This is a genomic window from Sorangium sp. KYC3313, assembly GCF_052075895.1.
Lineage (GTDB): Bacteria > Myxococcota_A > Polyangia > Polyangiales > Polyangiaceae > Sorangium > Sorangium cellulosum_B.
On sequence record NZ_CP197255.1, the window covers coordinates 9,841,532 to 9,862,633 of the forward strand.

Annotated in this window: 17 protein-coding genes; 9 read left to right on the top strand and 8 right to left on the bottom strand. The window is 69.8% G+C overall.

The window, feature by feature from the left end; genetic code table 11:
* Positions 1–204: 204 nt before the first annotated feature.
* The 3 genes from ACSRUE_RS37275 to ACSRUE_RS37285 all read right to left on the bottom strand — a co-directional run bounded on the left by ACSRUE_RS37275 (position 205) and on the right by ACSRUE_RS37285 (position 1,762).
* The gene (locus ACSRUE_RS37275) at positions 205–582 is read right to left on the bottom strand and encodes a hypothetical protein (protein WP_441287725.1); all 378 of its coding nucleotides are present in this window, start codon (positions 580–582) and stop codon (positions 205–207) included.
* Between the two features lie 386 nt (positions 583–968).
* Positions 969–1,328: an immunity 8 family protein gene (locus tag ACSRUE_RS37280; RefSeq protein ID WP_441287726.1), complete on the bottom strand. Its 360-nt coding sequence runs from the start codon at positions 1,326–1,328 to the stop codon at positions 969–971.
* A 128-nt stretch (positions 1,329–1,456) separates the two neighbouring features.
* Positions 1,457–1,762: a hypothetical protein gene (locus tag ACSRUE_RS37285; protein ID WP_441287727.1), complete on the bottom strand. Its 306-nt coding sequence runs from the start codon at positions 1,760–1,762 to the stop codon at positions 1,457–1,459.
* Positions 1,763–2,037: 275 nt separating this feature from the next.
* Between ACSRUE_RS37285 and ACSRUE_RS37290 the strand changes: the two genes are divergently transcribed.
* The 5 genes from ACSRUE_RS37290 (at position 2,038) to ACSRUE_RS37310 (ending at position 6,638) form a co-directional block, all read left to right on the top strand.
* Positions 2,038–2,658 (top strand): glutathione S-transferase family protein, encoded by a 621-nt coding sequence (locus ACSRUE_RS37290; RefSeq protein ID WP_441293171.1) that lies wholly within the window; start codon positions 2,038–2,040, stop codon positions 2,656–2,658.
* A 65-nt stretch (positions 2,659–2,723) separates the two neighbouring features.
* Positions 2,724–3,065: a hypothetical protein gene (locus ACSRUE_RS37295; RefSeq protein WP_441287728.1), complete on the top strand. Its 342-nt coding sequence runs from the start codon at positions 2,724–2,726 to the stop codon at positions 3,063–3,065.
* A 315-nt stretch (positions 3,066–3,380) separates the two neighbouring features.
* A complete protein-coding gene (locus tag ACSRUE_RS37300; RefSeq protein ID WP_441287729.1) occupies positions 3,381–4,259 on the top strand; it encodes a hypothetical protein in 879 nt (292 codons plus the stop codon).
* Between the two features lie 50 nt (positions 4,260–4,309).
* The gene (locus ACSRUE_RS37305; RefSeq protein WP_441287730.1) at positions 4,310–5,698 is read left to right on the top strand and encodes a protein kinase domain-containing protein; all 1,389 of its coding nucleotides are present in this window, start codon (positions 4,310–4,312) and stop codon (positions 5,696–5,698) included.
* Between the two features lie 115 nt (positions 5,699–5,813).
* Positions 5,814–6,638, top strand: a complete 825-nt coding sequence (locus ACSRUE_RS37310; RefSeq protein WP_441287731.1) for a hypothetical protein — start codon at positions 5,814–5,816, stop codon at positions 6,636–6,638.
* Positions 6,639–7,821: 1,183 nt separating this feature from the next.
* Here ACSRUE_RS37310 and ACSRUE_RS37315 read toward each other — a convergent pair.
* Positions 7,822–8,256, bottom strand: coding sequence for a hypothetical protein (locus ACSRUE_RS37315; RefSeq protein WP_441287732.1), 435 nt, complete (start codon positions 8,254–8,256; stop codon positions 7,822–7,824).
* 610 nt (positions 8,257–8,866) lie between these two features.
* Between ACSRUE_RS37315 and ACSRUE_RS37320 the strand changes: the two genes are divergently transcribed.
* A complete protein-coding gene (locus ACSRUE_RS37320; RefSeq protein ID WP_441287733.1) occupies positions 8,867–12,073 on the top strand; it encodes a DNA methyltransferase in 3,207 nt (1,068 codons plus the stop codon).
* 652 nt (positions 12,074–12,725) lie between these two features.
* On the top strand, positions 12,726–13,856 hold the full coding sequence (locus ACSRUE_RS37325; protein WP_441287734.1) for a hypothetical protein: 1,131 nt from the start codon (positions 12,726–12,728) through the stop codon (positions 13,854–13,856).
* 123 nt (positions 13,857–13,979) lie between these two features.
* Here the strand turns inward: ACSRUE_RS37325 and ACSRUE_RS37330 are convergent, their stop codons facing one another.
* On the bottom strand, positions 13,980–14,678 hold the full coding sequence (locus tag ACSRUE_RS37330) for an alpha/beta hydrolase family protein (protein ID WP_441287735.1): 699 nt from the start codon (positions 14,676–14,678) through the stop codon (positions 13,980–13,982).
* A 226-nt stretch (positions 14,679–14,904) separates the two neighbouring features.
* Here ACSRUE_RS37330 and ACSRUE_RS37335 point away from each other — a divergent pair, with 226 nt between their 5' ends.
* Both ACSRUE_RS37335 and ACSRUE_RS37340 read left to right on the top strand, forming a co-directional pair.
* Positions 14,905–15,876, top strand: a complete 972-nt coding sequence (locus tag ACSRUE_RS37335; RefSeq protein ID WP_441287736.1) for a lectin-like domain-containing protein — start codon at positions 14,905–14,907, stop codon at positions 15,874–15,876.
* 378 nt (positions 15,877–16,254) lie between these two features.
* Positions 16,255–17,607 carry an endo-1,4-beta-xylanase gene (locus ACSRUE_RS37340; RefSeq protein WP_441287737.1) on the top strand — a complete coding sequence of 451 codons (1,353 nt, stop codon included), beginning with the start codon at positions 16,255–16,257 and terminating at the stop codon, positions 17,605–17,607.
* A 222-nt stretch (positions 17,608–17,829) separates the two neighbouring features.
* On the opposite strand, the gene ACSRUE_RS37345 is transcribed toward ACSRUE_RS37340, so the two are convergent.
* From ACSRUE_RS37345 to ACSRUE_RS37355, 3 genes are all read right to left on the bottom strand, one after another.
* The gene (locus ACSRUE_RS37345) at positions 17,830–18,972 is read right to left on the bottom strand and encodes a hypothetical protein (RefSeq protein ID WP_441287738.1); all 1,143 of its coding nucleotides are present in this window, start codon (positions 18,970–18,972) and stop codon (positions 17,830–17,832) included.
* A gap of 158 nt (positions 18,973–19,130) precedes the next feature.
* Positions 19,131–20,363 (bottom strand): FecR domain-containing protein, encoded by a 1,233-nt coding sequence (locus tag ACSRUE_RS37350; protein WP_441287739.1) that lies wholly within the window; start codon positions 20,361–20,363, stop codon positions 19,131–19,133.
* Entirely contained in the window at positions 20,360–21,058 is a 699-nt protein-coding gene (locus tag ACSRUE_RS37355; RefSeq protein ID WP_441287740.1) for an RNA polymerase sigma factor, read from the bottom strand. Before ACSRUE_RS37355 ends, ACSRUE_RS37350 begins: the two co-directional genes overlap by 4 nt.
* Between the last annotated feature and the right edge of the window lie 44 nt (positions 21,059–21,102).

Sequence of the window (21,102 nt, forward strand, 5' to 3'; positions counted from 1 at the left end):
CAGGTCGGCCAGCGCCGGCGACACCGAGGTCGGGTATTCGCACGTCTCCCTGGGCACCTCGACGTTCCCCGTCCTCCTACCGTGGGTCCTCTCGCTCGCGCCGCGTCGCGTTCGAGCGCACGTCACGTTGGTCCGCCCGACGCTCGGCTTCAGCGGCCGTGCGAAGCGCCGTCCGCCGCAGACCGCCGTCAGGCGCTCCACCCGTCAAGTCTGTGGCTTCTGGCATCGCGGATCCCATCTTCGATCCTCTCTTCCGTCGAGGTCGGTTCTGACCTGCCCGGACTCGTCAAATTGCCAGGCTGAATATCCATAGAAGAACCACTTCTTGATCGAGATCGGCCGCATCCCGCGGAGCTCCTCTGGCGTGTGATGCCAGTGAGGTGGAATCACGGAAAAGAAGAGGTCGTTCGCGATTCGCTTCGTTCGAAGGGACATCGACAAGAAACAGTGCCTGAACGTCCCTCGCGGCGCGACATCATCACAGTCCGGATGAGAGTGGAAGTACCGCACGCCTTGCATCACTTGCCCGATGTTGAGCGCCGTGTGCTTCGCGTACTCCTCCAGAAAGATGGTCAGCCTCATTTCTCTATCCTCGGACGAGCGGCGCAAAGAAGAACCGCCATGGCGCCAAGATCGCCAAGGGAGAAGGAAGAAGTGCCGTCCCGGCATTTTCCCCTCTCATTTCCCTGGTTTCCTGGCGCCCTTGGCGTCATGGCGGTTCGCTTCCCCCTCCGACTTCTCGCAGTAGTGTTAGGACCTCCCCCACACAAGATCTCACAGACCGGCTCTGCGCCGCAAGGCTCAAATGCTGCCCAGCGCGGTCGCGTAGATGCGCCTGACACCGGCGGCATTCGCCGCCTTTCCGGGGGCCGCGAGCGCCGGCTGGGCGGCCGGGCCGGAGGAGCCGCCGCGCGCGCCGAACGGCGCTGCGGCGCGCAGCGGGGGCGAACAGGAGAGCGCGCGCCGTGTCACGGCTCGCGGTAGCTCTCGTACTCCCAGGCGAAGTAGCGCCGGAGGTTCTCGACGCAGGCGGGCCAGGTCTCGGCCTCGCAGGACGCGACGGTCTGCTCGAGCCAGCGCCAGAGATCGTCGAAGTCGTACCGGCGCATCACGAGCAGGGGGCGGGTGGCCAGGACGCCATCGCGTGCCTCCAGCCGGTCCAGCCCGGCGGGCGTGGCCACCCTGAGGGTGAAGGAATCCGCGCCCGCCCCCTTTCTGGGCCCGATGTCCAGCATCACGACCTCGGCGAACGCGTCGGGGTCGTCGGGCGCCCACGTCCGGAGATTGGGATGCCCCCAGACGCCAGCAGAGCGGATGACGAGCTTCATGGTCGGGGAAAACGAAGAGCAAACCGGCCCTCTGGTCAAGGGCGTCACGCGCGTTTCGCCGGTGAGGCGCTCGACTCGACCCGCGCGCGAGGCGTGGAGCGCGGCGCCGCGACGGGTTCATCCGGGAGTCAGCCAGCATCGATCCAGCCGCGCGCGTCGCACTCGTTGCAGGGGAGCTCGATTCCGAATCCGGGGGCCGGTTCAGCTACGCGTTTGCCGTTGCACTTCGAGCAGATCGGCGACCCCGGAGGTGGCTGCGGGATCAGCTCGAGAAGCTCGACGATGCCCGTCTTCCGGGCGCCGACGATCAGCGCGGAATGTGCGTGCAAACCGTCGACCTCGACGATCTCATCGCCGTCCCAGCCGCGGAGGTCCTCGAGAACGCGGCCGTCGGAGGTCAGGTAGGTCATCGGTCCCATGCCGGGGTCGAGCAAGAACGCGTCGTACTTGTCTTCAACCTCGTCCTGCCAAGCATTCATGGCCGCGACGTACCGCCCGGGGGATTTCGAAGGGCATGCGAGGACCTGGCGGCATGCTGAGCGCGCACGGCGCCTCGCACGCGCGAGCTCGCTCGGGTGAAATCGAGGTGCCGCGCGAGGGGGAGCGCGAGGACCTCAGCCCTCGCTTGACCTCCGCGGGTCACCCGGGGACCATCCCCGTGGCTACCGGGACGGGTGCCGGGGGCACCGCCGATGGGAGGGAGCACCAGATGATCGACCTGTACACGTGGACCACGCCGAACGGCTACAAGCCCATCATTCTCCTCGAGGAGCTCGGGCTCGCCTACCAGATCAAGCCCATCGACATCGGGTCCGGCGCGCAGAAAACGCCGGAGTACCTGCGCATCAACCCCAACGGCAAGATCCCCGCGCTGCGGGATCACGACCACCCGAGCGGGCCAGTGACCGTCTTCGAGTCGGGCGCGATCCTCATCTACCTCGCCGAGAAGACGGGCAAGCTCTTGCCCGCGAGCGAGCCGGGCCGGTCGCGCGTCATCGAGTGGCTGATGTTCCAGATGGGCTCGGTGGGGCCGATGCTCGGTCAGCTCGGCCATTTCCGCAGCGCCGCGCCCGAGAAGATCCCCTACGCGATCGAGCGCTATCAGAACGAGCAGGACCGCATCTACAAGGTGCTCGATGGCCGCCTCGCCGAGTCCGAGTACCTCGCCGACGAGTACTCCATCGCGGATGTCGCCACGTTTCCATGGATCTCCATGGCCGCGCGCATGGGGGTAGACGTCGAGCCGTATCCGAACCTCGCGCGCTGGGAGAAGGCGATCAAGGCGAGGCCGGCGGTCACACGAGCGTTCGCGGCGAAGATCAAGCCCTGAACGCCGCGCGCAGGTAAAATCTGCAGCAGAGCGCGCGGAGCTCGCGCACAATCCGGGCGCTCGGCATGGATCAGCCCGTCCCCGGGGACAGCAGGGCGCAGCAGGCAGACGTCGCGGGCGCGCTCGCGGAGCGGGCCTTCGACGCGCTCGGCGTCCTCCGCCGCGGCTTCGAGGAGGCGGCCGAGCGCGACGGGTCGGGCGCGCTCGAGGAGGCGCTCGCCCGCGGCCCGGAGCACCTCCACAGCGGCTTGCTCACCGCCGTCCTCCGGCTCGTCTTCCTGCTGCACGCGGAGGACCGCGGGCTCCTGCCGGCCTCGAACCCGTACTACGCGGCGCAGCTCGGCGTGCGCTCGCTCTTCCAGGAGCTCGCGACGGAGCGCGGCGCACGCCCGGGCGCGCTGCGCTGACTGCCCCTGGGCGGGACTGGCAGCGATTCCCGGCGACTGTAGGCGTTGCACAGATGTGCGGCGGTCTCTTTTTTGTGGTGACCCGTGAGAATTTGTCGCGCGCACAGGCAATGCAGCGACTGAGATCGTGCGCGGGGGCAGGCTGCGTCCCCGTTCGCTCGTGTTGCAACATGGTGTAGAAGAGCAGCGCCGCGCTGGTGCTGTAGGCGCTGCATCTTTGTCCCCTTCATGCCTGCACGGTGAACTATGGGCGCTCATCTCCTCTTCGTCTATGCAGCGCGAGCCGCAACCCTGTCCGTGGTCCTTGCCGGCGCCTTGCCTCTCGCAGCAGCGGAGCCTCCCCCGCGATCCCGCGAGGTCCAAGAGCTCATCGATGAGGCGGAGAAGGCCGCCAAGCGGCTCGATCTCGCACGCGCGCGGGAGCTCTGGGCGCGGGTCAACGCGATCGCTCCCTCGACGATGGCCGTGTGTCAGCTCGGGCAATTCGATCTGCGCCTCGACCGCCTCGAGGAGGCCGCGGCCGAGCTCGAGGAGTGCGTCGAGCAGATGCCAGCCCCGACCGATGACATCGAGCGCCGCCGCTACGAGGTGAGGCACGCCGATCTCGCAGCGGTGCGGCAGCGCGTGGCGGAGCTCCACGTGAGCCCCCCGCCGGGCACGGCGCGGCTGCTCGTGGACGGTCGCGAGGTCAGCGCGGGCAGCCCTGTCTTCGTCGCGCCTGGGCAGCACGAGGTCACGGCGATGGGCGAGCAGGGGCAGGTCGTCCGTGCGCTCGTGAAGGTCGAGGCGCGGCAGTCGCGCCGCGTCCCCCTCCCTCCCTTTGCGGCCTCGAAGGCTCCCGCCGCCAGCGCCCGCGACCCCTGGATCATGGGCGCCGGCGCTGCCGCCTCGGTGGCCCTGCTCGGTGCCGGCGTCGGGCTTCGTGTGGCCGGCGACTTCGCCGAGCGCGAAACGGCCGCCAAGGTGGCCCGCCTGTCGGACGGCTCGATGCTCCCGAGCAGCGCGCAGTTCCGCGAGGTCTACGACGAAGCGAACGCCGCCAACACACGGGCGAGCCTGTTCCATGGCTTCAGCTCGGCTGCGCTCGTCGCCGGCGCAGCGCTCGGCGCCGCGACGGTCGTGTACGTCGTCTGGCCGCGGAAAGCCGAGATCCGCCCGCGAGGCGCCGGCGCGGAGGTCAGTCTCGTATGGTAGCCGTCGGCGAAATCTGGGAAGGCCACGAGCTGCTCAGAGAGGAGCGCGGCATGGTCCGTCACTTCCTCGCTCGGCAGCTCGGCGACACGGGAGCCCTCGTCTGGTTGCACGTCCGCGAGGGTTCGAGCCTCGATGAGGGCGTGTTCACCGAAGAAATGGCGCGCCTTCAACGCCTCTCCGACGACGTCCCGGAGGTCGTCCGCGTGCTCTACGGCGGGGTGAACGGCTCCGTGGCGTGGGCCGCGACCCCGGTGCTCAGCGACGCGATCCCGCTCATCGACGCCGCGCGCGGGAACGCCCTCGGGCCGGCTGCGCTCAAGGTGCTGATCGACGTCGGCCGTTGCCTCGTGCGTGCGCATGAGCGCTCTGTCATCCACGGCGCCGTCAGCCCGGACCGGGTTTTCGTCGTGGGCGATGGCCGGTACGCGATAACGCACTTCGGCTTCGTTCGCCTCTTTCAGCTCGGCGCGGAGGAAGCCAGTCAAGATCCGTACGGGTATGCACCGCCGGAGCTCATCTCCGGTGGACGCGTGGGACGTCGGACGGACGTCTACGGTTTCGGCACCATCATGTACGAGCTCTTGTGCCAACGCCCCCTCTCGACATGGACCTCGCCCCCGAGTCTTCCCGTCGGGATGCCTCCGATGCTTCAGTGGATGATAAAGATCTCGCTCGCGGAGAACCCTGAGCGACGGCAGCCGAGCATCGAAAAAATGCTCGCTGCGCTGACTCCCTTCACCCGGGCGTGGGAGGAGCTCGGCGAGCCGCCGGGACCTGCCCATGCGGACATCCTTGCGGAGCCGCCCGGCACCCGACCCGAGCCGGACGAGGGCGCGCCGGTCGCCATGGCGGACGAGGTGGAGCCGTTCACCTCGGATGAGGAAGGGGGACGAGCCGTCGCGCCGCCCACGCCGCGCCCTTCCGAGGCGCCCGATACGGTCAAGAGCGCGATGCCGCGCGACGCGCGGGGTGAGGCCACCCACGCGCCTCCGCTCGCACCGCTGCCGCCTCCGGTGCCCGACGTGCCGGACCTCGATCCGATGCTGCTGGGACCGCCAGCGCCTTCGATCCCTCCGCGTCCGAGCGGTACCCCGGCGCGGCGCTCCAGAGCACGCTCGATCGCCGCGGTGTTCGTGCTGGCTCTCTTGCTGGGCAGCGCGGTAATGGTCCTCCTCTGGCGGACGCAACCCCTCCGCGCAGCTGCACCGCACCTGGCGCGGACCGTCTTGGTAGCCGCCCTCCGAACCAGCCGCCTGCCCTCTCCTCGGCCTCCCGATCGGCGCCCCGAGCCGCCACCACCAGCAGCCGCCGCGCCGCCCGTCGCGCCGCGGCCCCGCGCGACCCGCCCCGCCGCTCCTCCACGGCAAGCCTTGAAGTCACCAGCGCGGGAGTTCGATCCCTGCGACGGCATCATCCCTTGTCAGAACGTCCATTACTGACCAGCGGAAGGGCCTTCCGATGCGATCAACCTCTTGTCTTGCTCTCAGCGCGGCTGCGCTTCTCGGCTGCGGGGAGGACATCGAGATCCCCAGACCTCGGACGGATGATCACCCGGTGTTGCTGTGGGTGGGTGACACGCCGGATTTTCCCATCTGTCCGCGAGGTCGACTCGATTACTGGGATGGCTGGGCCGATGTGTCCGTGAATCCTCAGTACCAGAACGAATGCGGGCCGTGCGCGTGCGGCCCTGCGGCGTGCGCGCTGCCGGACAGGATGCTGGTGCACGAGGCGCGTCTCTGCGCGGACGAAGGGATCAAGATCGACCTCGCCGGTGCAGCCGACCCGCCAGGGCACTGCATCGAGACGTCGCCCTCTGTCCCGGGCGACGCGTTCGCCTCGGTCACCCTCAAGCCGCCTACGATGACCGACAGGTGCGATCCCGTGAAGGACCTTGTTCCGCCGCCCCTCAACGGGAAGTTTGCACGAGCTTGCCCGTGGACCGGTGAGTATGTGACAGACTTCAAAGGGCTCGCGTGTATTACACCCGAAGACGATGGTTCGTGCCGGCTGGGCTTCGACATGCGTTTCGAGTTTCAGGAGAAGATTCGAGACGCGCGGACCTGCACACCCTGCAAGTGCGGTAACCCCGTCGGTGGGAGCTGCGTAGCGGACGTGCTGCTCTTCAGCGACGCGAGCTGCTCTAACATGCTGACATCGATCAACGGGATCGGTACGAGAGAAGATGCATGCTACACAACACACGAAGATTCGCCACTGGCAGGTGTGCGTGTGGTATTCGCACAGGACGAGCCGGGCGCGTGCTCGCCAACAACCGATGTCTCCCTGGTGGACGGCACGATCGAGAGCGGCGAAACGCGAATTTTCTGCTGCTCCATCGCAGAACTCGAGGAGGTGATTCATGCCAATGATGAGGATTGACCAAGGCAAGAGGATGGCAGCCGTTCTGCGCTCCGTCGCTCTATCGATGCTGGCCACATGGGTGCCCATCGGCTGCTCCTCATCGGCCCCTCCCGACCATCTGCCAGAGCCAGATCCGAGCCAGCTCATCCTGCTCTATGCCGGCCCGCCCGATTATGCCCCACGATGCGATCCGCTCGGCGACAGCAACCTTTTGTGGGAAGGCTGGATAGGGACCCCTGGGCCGGAGGAATGCGAGCCCTGCACGTGCGGACCATCGCGATGCGTGCTCCCGAATACGGTACTCGTGCACTCCTCGCCCCTTTGCTCCCTCAGCGACCTCGTGGCCACGATCGATCCGGGCAGCTCCTGGAATGGGACCTGTTTTTCCCTCCGCGAGCCCGTTCCAAGCGACTCCTATTCATTTATCACCATCAACCCGCCGGGTGCGTCGGGCTGTCAACCTATCCCCGAGGTTCCTGCGGTGCGGCATACCAACATGGACTTCATCCGGGCTTGTGGCCCAGAAATGGAATTCGTGTTCACGTCGTTCAGCCGTTGTTATCCGCCGCAACCGAACGGAGAATGCTGGGACGGTCACGACACACGGTGGGAGTTCCCCGTCTACAACGACACGCGCACGTGCAGCCCGTGCTCCTGTGGCGAGCCGAGCCGCGGCGATTGCCGCGTGCAGACCACGTTGCACCGGCAGGTAGACTGCTCCGAAGATCTCGGATCCGTTCTCATCTCTGGACTAGATCGGCCGCTCTGCACGAACACGATTCAGGGGCGGATCGCCGCGGTGCGGTCCATCTTCACGAAGGACGAGCCTACCTGCGCCCCCTCGACCGACTCCACGGTGGTGAGCGGGGAAATCGTACCCGGTGACACGCACGTGCTCTGCTGCAACCGATAAGACGCGCGTCAGCTACCCTTGCGCCGCGCGCCGCTGGCGGCTCACGCCGTCTGGCAGCTGCGCTCGATGGAGTCCACCCGCTTCAGCACGTCGAACGCCTCGCCGAGGATCGCGTCCGCGTCCATGCCGGCGCGCTCCGTCGCGCCACGCGCAGTCATCCGGCACCGCCTGCCCTACGACTGGCGTTAAGCTGCGAGGTCCCGAGGGAGCGCAGCGACCGAGGGCCTCGTCAGCTTCCATGTCCGAGTTGGGCAGCGTCCGGATAGGCACGGCCTACGCAAGCGCATGCTAGCCGGCTGCATCATCGATCCTCGGCCTGAACAGCCAGCTTGTTTCTTCCCACTGCGGTCTTTCATACGCTCGAAGGTCGGCGAACTCCCCGAGAGCGTCGATAGCCTGTGCTTCGGACTTCGGCTTGGGAAAAAGATTGTCCGGAAGCACACTGAGCCCGGCAAAGCGGCCTTCAAGGTCAAACTCCGACGTCACTCCGTGGAGCACACCTCCAGCGATATCGTCGAGATCTGCCAGAAATCGGCCCTGGACACGGAAGCGATCAGCTCGTGATCGTTGAAATGACAAATCGATACGTGAGAGCGGCTGATGCCGTCCGAAGAAGTACAACGATGCCTCGACTTCAAGAGGACCAGCGCAACTCTCGAGCGTCAACCCATCGATCTCCCGCCAGCTGCGGACTGGCCAGGTTATCCAGTCGCAGAGCAACATACACGGCCACCCCTCCGCATCTTCCTCGCTCCGCCGTGCGTCCAGGATCGGGGCGAAGTCGATGTTGCAGGACCAATAGATTCCGCGAGGTACGCCCGCGCTCGGATTCTCGAACAAGTGCCCGCTGATTTCGGCCTTCCGAGCTTTGAACGTCGGCGCTGCAGCCATGTGTCCGCTCCCGGCGGCTAACTATCATTCGATGGGTCGACCGGAGCCGCCGGACCAGGTCTGTCGAGAGCGCCGCATCTCGTGACGTCGCCCTCGAACAATCTCACAATCCGGCTCTGCGCCGCAAGGCCGACATGCTGTCCAGCGCCATAGGGTAGCTCAATCGAACACCGGCGGCAGTTGCCGTCTTTCCGGGGCGCCGGGAGGGGGAGCGCCGCGAACGCGCAGCCCGAGGCGTCGCGCTGGACGACACGGCGGCCGCCTCACCGGGAGGTTGCCGGACACGAACCACGTACCCGGTCCGTTGATCGGCCGGCCAGGCCCTGAAGACCGCGCGCGTCGGCCCCGGGAGGCACCGGAGGGTCGCCCGGCCGCGCCGGCGTTCCGCCGGCAGAACCTGCAGCGGATCGCGCGGCGCTCGCGTACACTCCGGGCGCTCGGCATGGATCAGCCCGTCCCCGGGGACAGCAGGGCGCAGCAGGCAGACGTCGCGGGCGCGCTCGCGGAGCGGGCCTTCGACGCGCTCGGTGTCCTGCTCCGCGGCTTCGAGGATGCGGCCGAGCGCGACGGCGAGGGCGCGCTCGAGGACGCGCTCGCCCGCGGCCCGGAGCACCTCCACGGCGGCCTGCTCACCGCGATCCTCCGGCTCGTGTTCCTGCTGCACGCGGAGGACCGCGGGCTCCTGCCGGCCTCGGACCCGTACTACGCGGCGCACCTCGGCGTGCGCCCGCTGTTCCAGCAGCTCGCGGCGGAGCGCGGCGCGCGCCCGGGCGCGCAGCGGCGGCGCTTCGGGGCGTGGCCGCGGCTCGTCGCGCTGTTCCGCGCCATCTTCCACGGGCTCCGCCGCCCCGAGCTGACGCTGCCGGCGCGGGGAGGGCAGCTCTTCGACCCCGAGCGATACCCGTTCCTGGAACACGCGGCGCCGGCGGAGCACGCGGCCCCGGACGACGCCGCGACGGCGCGCGCGCCGCGCGCGCCGTCGGTGGACGACGGCACGGTGCACGCGGTGCTCGAGCGGCTCCTCGTGCTCGATGGGCGCCCGCTGTCGTACCGGACGATCGACGTCGAGCAGCTCGGCGGCCTCTACGAGGCGCTCATGGGCTACCGGGTCGAGCGCGCCGCCGGGCCGACCGTGTGCCTCCGGCCCGACAGGGTCTGGGTGGGCGCGGCCGAGGCGCTCGCGCAGCCGACGGCGCGACGGACCGCGTGGCTCGCGGAGCGGGCGGGCATCTCGCGGCGGGAGGCGGCGAGGCTCGGGGAGGCGCTCGTCGCCGCGGAGACCGTGGCCGGCGTCCTCGAGGCGCTCGGACCGCTGCGCGCGAAGGACACCGACGTGCTCGGGGCGGGGCGGCTGTTCCTCCAGCCGATCGCCGAGCGACGGCGGACGAGCTCCCATTATACCCCGAGGAGCCTGTCCGCGCCGATCGTCGCGCGGACGCTCGAGCCGCTGCTCCGGCAGCTGGGCGAGGAGCCCGCGTCCGAGGCGCTCCTCGGGCTCGCGATCTGCGATCCGGCGATGGGCTCCGGCGCGTTCCTCATGGAGGCGTGCAGGTACCTGGCCGACCTGGTGGTGGCCGCCTGGACGCGCGAGGCCGCGCGCGGCGACGCGGCGGCGGCCGCGCGGCTCGCCCTGCCGGGCGAGGGCGCCGTGAGCCACGCGCGGCGGCTCGTCGCGCGGCGCTGCCTCTACGGCGCCGACAAGAACCCCTTCGCGGTGAGCCTGGCGAGGCTGTCGCTCTGGCTCGTGACGCGCGCGCAGGACGAGCCGTTCACGTTCGTCGATCACGCCCTCCGGCACGGCGACTCGCTCGTCGGCCTCGACCTCGCCCAGCTGCGCGGCTTCCACTGGAAGCCCGCGGCGCCGGCGCCGCCGTTCTGCGAGGCGATAGACGCCGCGGTGGCGCGGGCGCTCGAGCTGCGGCGGCGGCTCGCCAAGGAGGCAGACGAGGCGATCGCCCGGGCGCGGCTGCTCGGCGACCTCGTCGTGGGGGCGTTCTTCGCGCACGAGAAGGACCGTGACCGGCTGAAGGAGCGCGACCGGCGGGCCGAGCTCGCGATCGCGTGGCTCCGCGGCGGCGGGCCGCCTTCGGAAGAGCTCCTGTCGATGCAGCGGGCGCTCCGCGAGGGGACGCCCGGGGGGCCGCCGCCGCTGCCTGCGTTCCACTGGCCGCTGGAGCTCCCGGAGGTGTTCCAGGAGCCGCGCCCGGACGAGCAGGGCGGCGCCCGCGCGCCGCGGCCGGCGCGGCTCGGCGCGTTCGTCGGGAACCCGCCGTTCCTGGGCGGGAAGCGGATCTCGACGGATCACGGCGAGCGCTACGCCGCGTGGCTCGAGCAGCTGCACGGCGCCACGAAGAACACCGATCTGGCGGCCCACTTCTTCCGCCGCGCGGCCGCGCTGCTCGGGCGCCGCGGGACGGTGGGGCTCATCGCCACGAACACGATAGCTCAGGGCGACACCCGGCGTTCGGGCCTCAGGCCGCTCGTCGAGGCGGGGGACGCGATCATCTACCACGCCGTGCGCAGCGTCCCGTGGCCAGGAGACGCCGCGGTCCACGTCGCCGTCGTGCACCTCGCGCTGGGCATGTCGCCGGGCGACGGCGTGCCGCCGCCGCGGCTCGACGGCGTGCCCGTGGGCCACATCAACTCGCACCTGCGCGCGATGCCCGAGCGCCCCGACCCGCGCCCGCTCGGGGCCAGCCGGGATCTGTGCTTCATCGGCTGCTTCCTCCGGGGCGACGGCTTCGTCCTGACCGACGGCGAGGCGCGCGCGCTCTCCGCGGCCGATCCTGCGGCCGGCGAGGTGCTCCGCCCGTTCCTCGGCGGCGAGGAGGTCAACTCGTCCCCTTCGCACAGCCCCCACCGTCACGTGATCGACTTCGGCGAGCGCGGGCTCGAGGAAGCCGGCCGGTGGCCCGCGCTGCTCTCGATCGTGCGGACCCGGGTGAAGCCGGCGCGGGATCGCCTGAAGGGCACCGGCATCGACGCGGGCCACCGGGCGCGGTGGTGGCAGTTCGCCAACACGCGGCCCGAGCTCCGGCGCAAGATCGCGCCGCTCGAGCGGTGCCTCGTCGCGGCGCGGGTGACGAAGCACCTGTGCTTCGCCTTCCAGCCCGCGGGCCGGACGTTCTCGGACCAGCTGTGTGTGTTCGCGATCGACGACCATGCGCGCTTCGCCGTCCTCCAGTCGCGCGCGCACGAGACGTGGGCACGGCTGCTCTCCTCGACGATGGGAGAGGGCCTCCGGTACGCGCCGTCGGACTGCGTGGAGACGTTCCCCTTCCCTCGCCCGGACCACCTCGCCGAGGGCGGCCGCGTCGAGGCCGCCGGCGAGCGCCTCTACGCGGCCCGCGCGCGGTGGATGCTGGCGTCGCGGCTGGGGCTGACGGAGACATACAATCTCATCAAGGACCCGAGGTGCAAGGAGCCGAGCATCGTCGAGCTGCGCGGCCTCCACGAGGAGATGGACCGGGCCGTCCTTTCGGCCTACGGGTTCGACGGCGTGGAGGTCCCCCCGTACGTGGAGCCCGCGACACCGGGAGAGCGGCAGGCGCGGAGCGCGTTCGAGGACGCGCTGATCGACCGGCTGTTCGCGCTGAATGAGGCGCGCGCCGCGGAGGAGAAGCAGGCTGGAGCAGAGGGCGAGCCGTAGCCCAAGAAGCCTCAGCAGGCAGCGCAGGACACAGCCACAGCCGAATTATCTGGCGCAATGGGCACCTGCAGGCTTCAAGTTGAATCGGGACTCTCCCCGGCAGGTGTCGATACCCGCCTGGCTGAATTTCAATTGTCCGCGGAGCGTGTCGACACCCTCCAGGTTGGATTTCAATTGTCCCTGGAGGGTATCGACACCCTCCAGATCGAATTTCAACTCTCCGGCAAGGTGTCGACCCCCCTCCGGGGAGAGCTTCAATTCTCCCGGCAAACCCGGCGCGTCGACGTCCGACGCTGTGGGCCAAACGCAAGCCCTGCGAGAGATCAAGAACCGCGTAGCACGCTTCCGGCGCCTGCACTCCCGACCGTTCCCCCAGCACCGCTTTCTTTCGCCCACACCACACGCACCCGCGGCACACGTGCGCATAGCCGCGCCCAAGACACCGCGAGGGTCGATCGCCACCCCTCGTATCCTTGCGCGCTCTCGTGCCTGCCCGTCCGGTAGAGCATGGGGCGACTCTCACGCCGGCGCTGTCGCGCGGGGGACACGCGCGGCTGGAGCTGGAAATCGAGCTGCCTGTAGCGCTTCGGGTGGATCGCCTCCCCCATTTTGGATCTCCAGCCAGGCGCGGGGAGTGGTAGTCTCATCGATCATGACAACACTTCATTTCGCGACGCGTTGCGGCGCCGTGCTCGCGGCGCTCTGGCTGCCCGTCATCGCCTGTTCATCGGGCGGCAACGGCAACACCACGGGGAATGGCGCGGTCGGCCAGGGCGCCGGCGGCGCCGGCGGCGGCAGCGTCAGCAGCGTCAGCAGCACCAGCACCGGCGACGATATCGGCGGCGAGATCGGGCTGACGAGCACGGGGCCGGGCGGCGAGCCGCCGCCCGACGCCGGCCACCAGACGACCTGCGACGACGCCGGCAACTGCACCTGCATCAACATCGCGTCGATCGGCCGCGAAGGCGTCTGGGGCCCGTGCAGCAGCGACAGCACCACGGCGCTCCAGGATTGGCTCAACACGCAGAGCACGGCCCAGGTCGACAACTACAACCGAGAGAAGCCCACGCTCACGGCGGAGTTTCTCGCCAAGTACGACGTGATCCTCCTCCAGTGGATGGTGACGAAGGGCGCCCAGAACGACGACGGGGCGCCGTGGCAGTTCTCGCCGGACGAGGTGAACGCGCTCAAGGACTGGGTCAACAACGGCGGCGGCCTCATCGCGCTGAGCGGTTATCAGTGCGATGGGCAGGGATGCACCATCCACGACATCACGGCGACCAACCAGCTCCTCTCGTTCACCGACATCCAGTTCAATGCCGACGGCCTCCTGGATCCCGCGCGGAACGGCTGCGCGAACTGCAACTGCTGGGGCGGCTCGCTGCCGCTCGGCGGCGACCTCCCCGTGGCCGTGGGCAACTGGAACCAGGACTCGCCGCTCGGCAGGAACATCCAGAGCGTGGGCGCCTACATCGCGCGCTCGATCAAATCGACGACCGCGACCGTCGATAGCACCGACGGCAGGAACAATTTCGCGGTGCACGAGGAGATCGGCAAGGGCCATGTCGTCGCGTTCGGCGACGAGTGGGTGACCTACTCGGGCCAGTGGCGCGGGACGGCCGCGTGCCTCAATCCGCAGATGTACACGGACCCGAACAGCCCCTGCTACGAGAGATCCGCGGCGCAGGTCTTCCAGATCTCGCAGTTCTGGTACAACGCGATCAAGTACGCGGCGTCGTCGGTCGAGTGCTTCACGATCGAGGACCCGGCCATCATCAATTGACGCCTCGCCGCGAGCGCGACGACGGCGGCTCATCGGCTCATCGAGCGCGCCGCTCGTCGCAAAGGCTGGCCAGAAGGCGCAGCTCGGCATCGTAGACGCCTTCCTCTCTCGAGAAGAGGATCGTCACGGCGCCTTCGGGCGCGCGGCGAGGACCCGCGCCTTCAGCCAACCGTCGATCGCCAGGTCGATCTCCTCGAGCACGCTCTCCCTGGTCCGCCCCGCGGACTTGAGGAGATCGAGCGAGTGGTCGCCGCCCTCGATCACGTGCAAGCTGGCCCGCTGCCCGAGGCCCTTCAGGACGGGCCGGAGGAGCGCGAGATCACACAGCGGGTCGCGCGTGCCCTGAAGGAACAGGAGCGGCGCGGGGATCGCGGGCAGGTGCGCGTCCCGGAGCGGGGCGCGCTTGCCCGCGGGGTGGAGCGGATAGCCGAGGAACAGCAGCCCGTCCGCGCGGACGCCGCGGGCAGCGAGGAGCGACGCAATGCGCCCGCCCATCGATTTGCCGCCGATCACGAGGCGCTCCGGCCCGTGCTCGAGCACCCTCTCGATCGCCGCCTCGAACGCCTTCTCGAGGAGCGGCTGCCGGTCGGGCGCCTTCCGGCCGAGCTCCTTGTAGACGAAATTGAAGCGGAGCACGGTGTGCCCGCGCGCCAAAAGCCGCCCGGCGACGTCGACCACGAGGGGCGCGTTCATGTCGTTGCCGGCGCCATGGCCGAGGACGACGGCCACGCCGGAGCGCTTCGCCCGCGTCCTCGGGACGTGGATCACGCCTGAGACAGGGCTGCTGTCGACGATCGGGATCGAGATGGAGCGCTCGGCCATGAGGCCCATCCATGCCATGGACCGGCGCCCCTCGTCGAGGCGCACGCCGGTCGAACGCCGGGAGAGGGCGCGGCCGCGTCGTGCTCGGCAGGATCCCGACCTTCACCCCCCCGGATTCCTGGAGGTGCCCGCGCTGCGATCTGGTAGGCTGCCGCGCAAGCGCGCTGGCGCGAGGGTGTTTTGCATCATCCACGCTATCCGTGGTCGCGCCGAGGATCGAGAGGACATGCCATCTTCACAGCCACTCCGCTCTTCACACGCGGCGGCAGGCGCAGGCCGGCGAGCGCGCGCAAAGGCCCTCTTCCTGCTCCCGGCGCTCGCCGCCGCCGTGTCCATGTGCGGCGGTCGGAGCGACATCCTCCTGGAGCCAGGCCCGGAAGCGCCAGTCCCCGACGAGCCGGGCCCCGACGAGCCGGGCCCTGACGAGCCGGACCCCGACGAGCCGGGCCCCGACGAGCCAGGCCCCGGGTGTGTCCCGTCGCCGGAAGTGTGCGACCTCGTCGACAACGATTGCGATGGGCAGACCGACGAGGGCACATGCCCCGCTGGAACCGCCTGCGGCGTGAGCCTCGCCGCGGACATGGCCTCACCGCCGGAGGGGTGGTCCTTCAATGGAGACGCCTTCTGGGATGCCGACAGGCTGGCTGGCGTGCTCACCGAGGCCATACACGGGCAGGCCGGCACCATCGTCTATCGGAAGCCCCTCGCCGCCGACGTCTTCACCGCGACGTTCGAGTTCCGCCTCGGCAGCGGCGACGGGATGGGCTTCATGCTCCAGACGACAGGAGAGACGGCCGTGGGCGAGCCCGGCGGTGGCCTCGGCATGGCCGGGCTCGCCGGCTACGGCGTCGAGATCGACACCTACCGCAACCTCGGTTGCACGGATTCCAACAAGAACCACGTGGGCGTGGACGACCTCACGCAGCTTTGCGACGCGGGCGTCCTCGGCTCGCTGGCCCAGGGGACGAGCGGCGTCGCGCTCGGCGACGGCGCGTTCCATACGGCGCAGCTCGAGCTCAACCAAGGCAAGGTGAGCCTGATCATCGACGGCAAAAGCCAGTTCCAGGGGTTCTCCATCCCCGGCTTCCCCGTCGGGTCGAAGTTCTTTTATGGCTTCGCCGCCGGCACGGGAGACGCCACCGCGCGCCAGGAGATCCGGAATGTGAAGATCACGTTCCCCTCTCCCCGCTGCCTCTGAACGCCGGCGCCAAAGGACGTTTCGTCGCGCGATCGTCGAGGTCTGCGGCGACCTCCTGCTCGTTCCGGGGAGCAGGTGCGCCCCAGCAGCAGGTGCACCCCAGGAGCACGGCGAGCCGCGTGTGGGGCGCCCTACCGACTCGGTCTCGGGCGCACATTATCCCCATGTCAAAATTCTCGAACGGTCCTGGAATTCCCTTCCGGAGCCCCTTATCCTTCGGGTCCGCCTCGTGAAGCTGTATGCTTGGGAGACAGCGGCCGATATACTGCCGGTTCGGCACCACCTCGGGTGCCGCCCGCGCGCGACGTGGCCCCGCGGATGATCAAGGCACCAGGTCGCGTGAGTTAGTAAATACATTTTACTTTGGAGCATGCGAGCATGAGATCAGCACCCTTTACACTTCTCCTCTCGGCATTCCTGTGTGCAGCCGGCTGCTCGGACAGCGGTGACGGCAATGGAGACGAGACGACCGGCAGCGGCGGCGCGACGGGCGGCACCACCAGCGGCGGCACGACGAGCGGCAGCGGCGGCGGCGCGACGACCGGCAGCGGCGCCGGCGCGACGACCGGCAGCGGCGCCGGCGCGACGACCGGCAGCGGCGACCCGACGAGCGCGACCAGCGGCGCGACGAGCGGCAGCGGCGGCGGCGCGACGACCGGCAGCGGCACCGGCGGCGAGGGCACGGGCGGCAGCGATGGCACAGGCGGCGGCGCCAGCGCCAGAGTCCCCGCGGCGAGCGCCAGCACGCTGAGGGAGGCCGGTGAGAAGGCGAACCCCCCGCTGCTGATCGGAGCGGCCATCTCCGGCGGTGGTCTCGGTAACAACGACTACAAGCGCGTCGCTTCCACCGAGCACAACTACGTGACGGCGGAGAACGAGATGAAGTGGGACTCGCTCGAGCCCAGCGCGGGGAATTTCAGCTGGGGCTCCGCGGACAACATCGTGAACTGGGCGCGCCAGAACAACATGAAGGTCAAGGGCCACACCCTGGTGTGGCACAGCCAGCTGCCTAACTGGATGAGCTCCATGACCGGGAAGGCCAACGTCGAGGCGGCCATGCGCAGGCACATCACCCAGGTCATGGGCCACTTCAAGGACCGGCTCGACCACTGGGACGTCGTCAACGAGGCCGTCCAGACCGACAGCGACACCGGGGTCGGCAATCCCCGCATGAGGCCCACGGTGTTCTACAACCAGATCGGGCAGAACTACATCGACCTCGCCTTCCAGATCGCGAGAGAGCAGGATCCGAAGGCCAAGCTCTATTACAACGATTACAGCATCGACGCGCGCAACGACAAGGTCGAGTTCGTCTACAACATGATCAAGGGCATGGTCGATCGGGGGGTCCCGATCGACGGCGTCGGGTTCCAGATGCACATCGGTCCGCCGAACAACGAGGCCACTGGCGCGGATGTGGCGGCGAACTTTAAGCGCTTCACCGACCTGGGCCTGGAGGTGCTGATCTCCGAGATGGACATCAACCGCTGCGGCGGCGTGGTCACGGCGGATGAGCAGCTCGCGTACTACCACGACATCGTCGCGGCCTGCTTCAAGGAGCCCAAGTGCACCGCCATCACCTTCTGGGGGATCAACGACGGCAGGTCGTGGCTCAACAGCTGGAGCGGAGCGCTGTGCAACGGGCAAAGCTCGCAGTCGCTGCTCTTCAACGACCAGTATGGGAAGAAGGAGACCTACAACAGGGTGATGAACGCCCTGCTGGGCAAGTAGCATCCTCCGCGAGCCGCGGCGGCGCCGGCGCCGGGGAACACCAGTTCACATTTTTAGAGAAAAATTGAACAGGGAGACGGGGAGATCGATGGGATTTTACTCCCCGTCTCCCCGCCTCCCTGTGAATCTTCTCGAATAACTCCGGGGTTCCAGCCCTACGCCTGGCGATCTGCAGCGCGGAGCGCCTGGCGCCGGCGCGCCGGCGCCGGGGAGTTCACCGGCTCACTGCGGGATCACGAGCTGCTGGCACACCCCGCTCAGGCACACGTCGCCGTCCGAGCAGCAGTCCGCGTTGGCCGTGCACTCCCCACCCGACTCCTTGCATTCCCCGCCTCCGCCCGGATCCTCACCTGCATCGCTGCCGCCGCCGCCGCCGGCGGGCGGGTCGTCGCCCTCACACGTCGGCGTGGGGCACGGCCCCGGCGTCACGGTGACCGTGTCCGACGGGTACTTGCTCGGAGAGGCGTGCACGTAGCTGATGGTCGCGTCGCCGAAGCCCGCCGCGCCGAACGCCGAGGCGCTCACCCACACGTCGTACACGACGCGGTAATCCCAGTTCGGTGTCTCCGAATTGGGGGTGTAGTTCTCGTCCGTCTCCGGGGAGTCTTCGAGGTACCCGCCGTACCCGCACGCGTTGAGATCGCGGTCGAGCGAGGTGGTCGCCGCGACGACGGCGCCGGCGTCTCCGAGGAGCATCTTGCCCTCTCCGCCGAGCACGCCGAGCGACGCATACCCCGAGGGGCTCGCCTCGTCGGCCGAGAGATAGTCGACGTAGAAGTCGAGCACGAGCTCTCCCTTCCCGTTCGTCAGCTGGAACTGGGCCTTGTCGCTGCCCACGAGATCCTTGAACGTGTGGCCCCCGTGACCCTTCGGCTTCGGCCCGTCGCCGGGCTTCGGGCCGCCGGGCTGCGGGCCGCCGGGCTCCTCGCCGCCGCCCCACCCGATGGCCGTCTCGCCATACGTGTTGTCGACGAACGCGGGGTTGAGCGTCAGCCGCACGTGCACGAGCTCCTCGCTCTCGGCGATCTCGACGACCCGCTCGACGAAGGCCATCGGGGTCGTCGGGTTGCTGTTCGTGTAATAGCAGTCGACCTGGGCGGTCCCGTCCACGGGGACCCCCCGGGCGCTCGCGCCGCACGACAGCGGATCGAGATCCGCGGTGATGGAATCGCCGGCGCCCGACATGCCGGATCCCGGGAAGCTCGGCGCCGGCGCGCCGCCCTCGTCGTCCGAAGGGACGCAGTCTTCCCCGGAGACGATGCGGCTGTCTGCGCCGCCTGTGCCCGATAGGGAACAGCCCGCGCCGAAGGCCGCGAACGACAACAGCCCACCACAGAACCACCCAGTCAACGCGAATGAACGCATCGGGATCCTCCCAATTCGAAAGCAAGCACGACCTGGAGCGCATCCGGCGAACCCGATCGCCGGCGCGATGATCTCCTCGATGAAGTGAAGGTCGCCGGAGGCGCCGGGAGCAGGCAGGGTTCGTCAAAAAAAATCGAGACGGCCTCGCGCGCGGGCGCTCAGGGGCGAGCGCCGCCGGGGCGGGAGGCGGACGTGGCCTCCTCGCGCCCGAAGCCCTGCGGGTAGTCCTTGAGGTACCGGCGCGCCTCCGCCGCCGTCCGGTCCTTGTCGCCGAGCATCTCGATCGCGCGCAGGCGCTCCACGCGGGCGATCTCGGCGAGCGGCGAGTCCGGGTAGCGGCCGAGGAGGAGATCGAGCCGCTCGATCGCCCGCCTCGGCTGCCCGCGCCGCCGCGCCGCCATCGCACCCTGGAGCAGCTCGTTCTCGGCCGTGAGCGAGGCGCGCGACGGGGCCTGGCGCGCGTCGCGCGGCGCGCGCGGATCCCCCGCGCCGCCCTCGCCGGCCCCGTCGCCCCTGCCGCCCTCGCCGGCGGCGCTGTCCTGACCGAGGTCGCGAGGCGGCGACGGCGCGTCGCCCGGGCGTCCCTCGGCGGGCCGGTCCGACCGGCGCTCCTCGTCGCGGGACGACCACGTCTCGCCCGGGCTCAGGAAGCGCTCGACCTCGCCGCGGTGCACGGCGACCCGCCCTTCCACGACCGACACGCGCGTCTCGGCCGGCTCTCCCGCCGCTTCGGGCCGCCGCTCGACGGAGAAGCGCGTCCCGTGCACCGTGACCACGGCGTCCGACGTGCGCACCGACAGGCTCGTGCCTGGCGGCAGCGGCGGCACCTCGACGGCGATCCTGCCCTGCTCGAGGGCGACGACGTCACCCGCGCGGTCGCGCCCGGCGCCCGCCGGCGCGAACCTCACGCGCGTCGAGGGCCCGACCTCGACGGTGGCGCCCGTCGCGAGCGACGCCTTCGCCCGCGCGCCCTCGCCGGTCCGGAGCTCCTCGTCGCTCGCGAGCGGCACGAGGGCGAGCGACGGCGGCGAGCGGGTCTCGCCCCCGGCCGCGATCTCGACCGAGCCCTGGAGCGCCGTCACCTGCGCCGCGGCGGGCGGGGCGTCGCGCGCCCGGACCACGACGAAGACGCCGGCGGCCGCCGCGGTCAGGGCGGCCGCCAGCGCCGCCGCGGCGAGGGCGGCCCGCTTCCGCCCGGCGGCGCGGGCGCGCCGCTCCACCGCCTCGGCGGCGAGCTGGTCGATGCGGCCGGCGATCCGCTGCTGGAGGTACCTCGCCTGGACCCTGGGCAGCGGCGGCACCGGCCGCTCGACAAGCGCCCGCAGCGAGGCCTCCACGCCGGCCGCCGCGGCGCGATCCTCCGGGGTGGTCTCAACGTCGTCCTGCATCATCGTGGCTCCTCGGGTCGAGCGGGGTCGCGTCGCGCCGCCGCCTCGGGTTCAAAGCGCGCCTGGAGCTCCCGCCGCCCCCGCGACAGCCGCGACTGGGCCGCGGCCACGGAAACACCGGTCAAGTCAGCGATTTCCTTGAGGGAATAGCCCATGGCGTGGAGCAGCAGCGCGGTCGCGCGGTCGCCGTCCATCGCCGCGAGGTGCCGGCGCAGGGCCTCGAGATCGCGCTGCGCGCTCAGCTCGCGCTCGGGGTCGGCGCCCTGCGAGGGCGGCTCGGGCCCGGCGCCAGGCTCGGGCGACCCCGGCGTGCGATCGATGACCTTCCGCTCGCGCCGGCGGGCGCGCAGCGCGCTCAGCCCGACATGGCAGGCGATGACGGACGCCCAGCCCGCCAGGCTGCACTCCCCCGCGAACCGGTGCTTGGTAAGTGTGATTACAATCTGCTCGAACGCGGCCTGCACGAGGTCGGCGTGGTCCTGCTCGCGGCAACCCAGGATCCGGTACAGGGTCCGGTCGACGGCGGGCAGCAGGTGCTCGTAGAGCCGCAGGCCGATGCCTCGTTCGCCGCGCTGGAAGGCGAGCAGGATCTCCTCGTCGCTGGCGGGCGCGGGCGCGGGCTGGCCAACGGCGCCCTGAGCGGAGACGAGCCTGAGCCGACGGCTCGGGGGGTGTGGCTCGGCGGTTCCCATGCTCATGCACAGTAGCCGGTCCGCCCGAAAGCAGGCTGAACGGCGGAGGA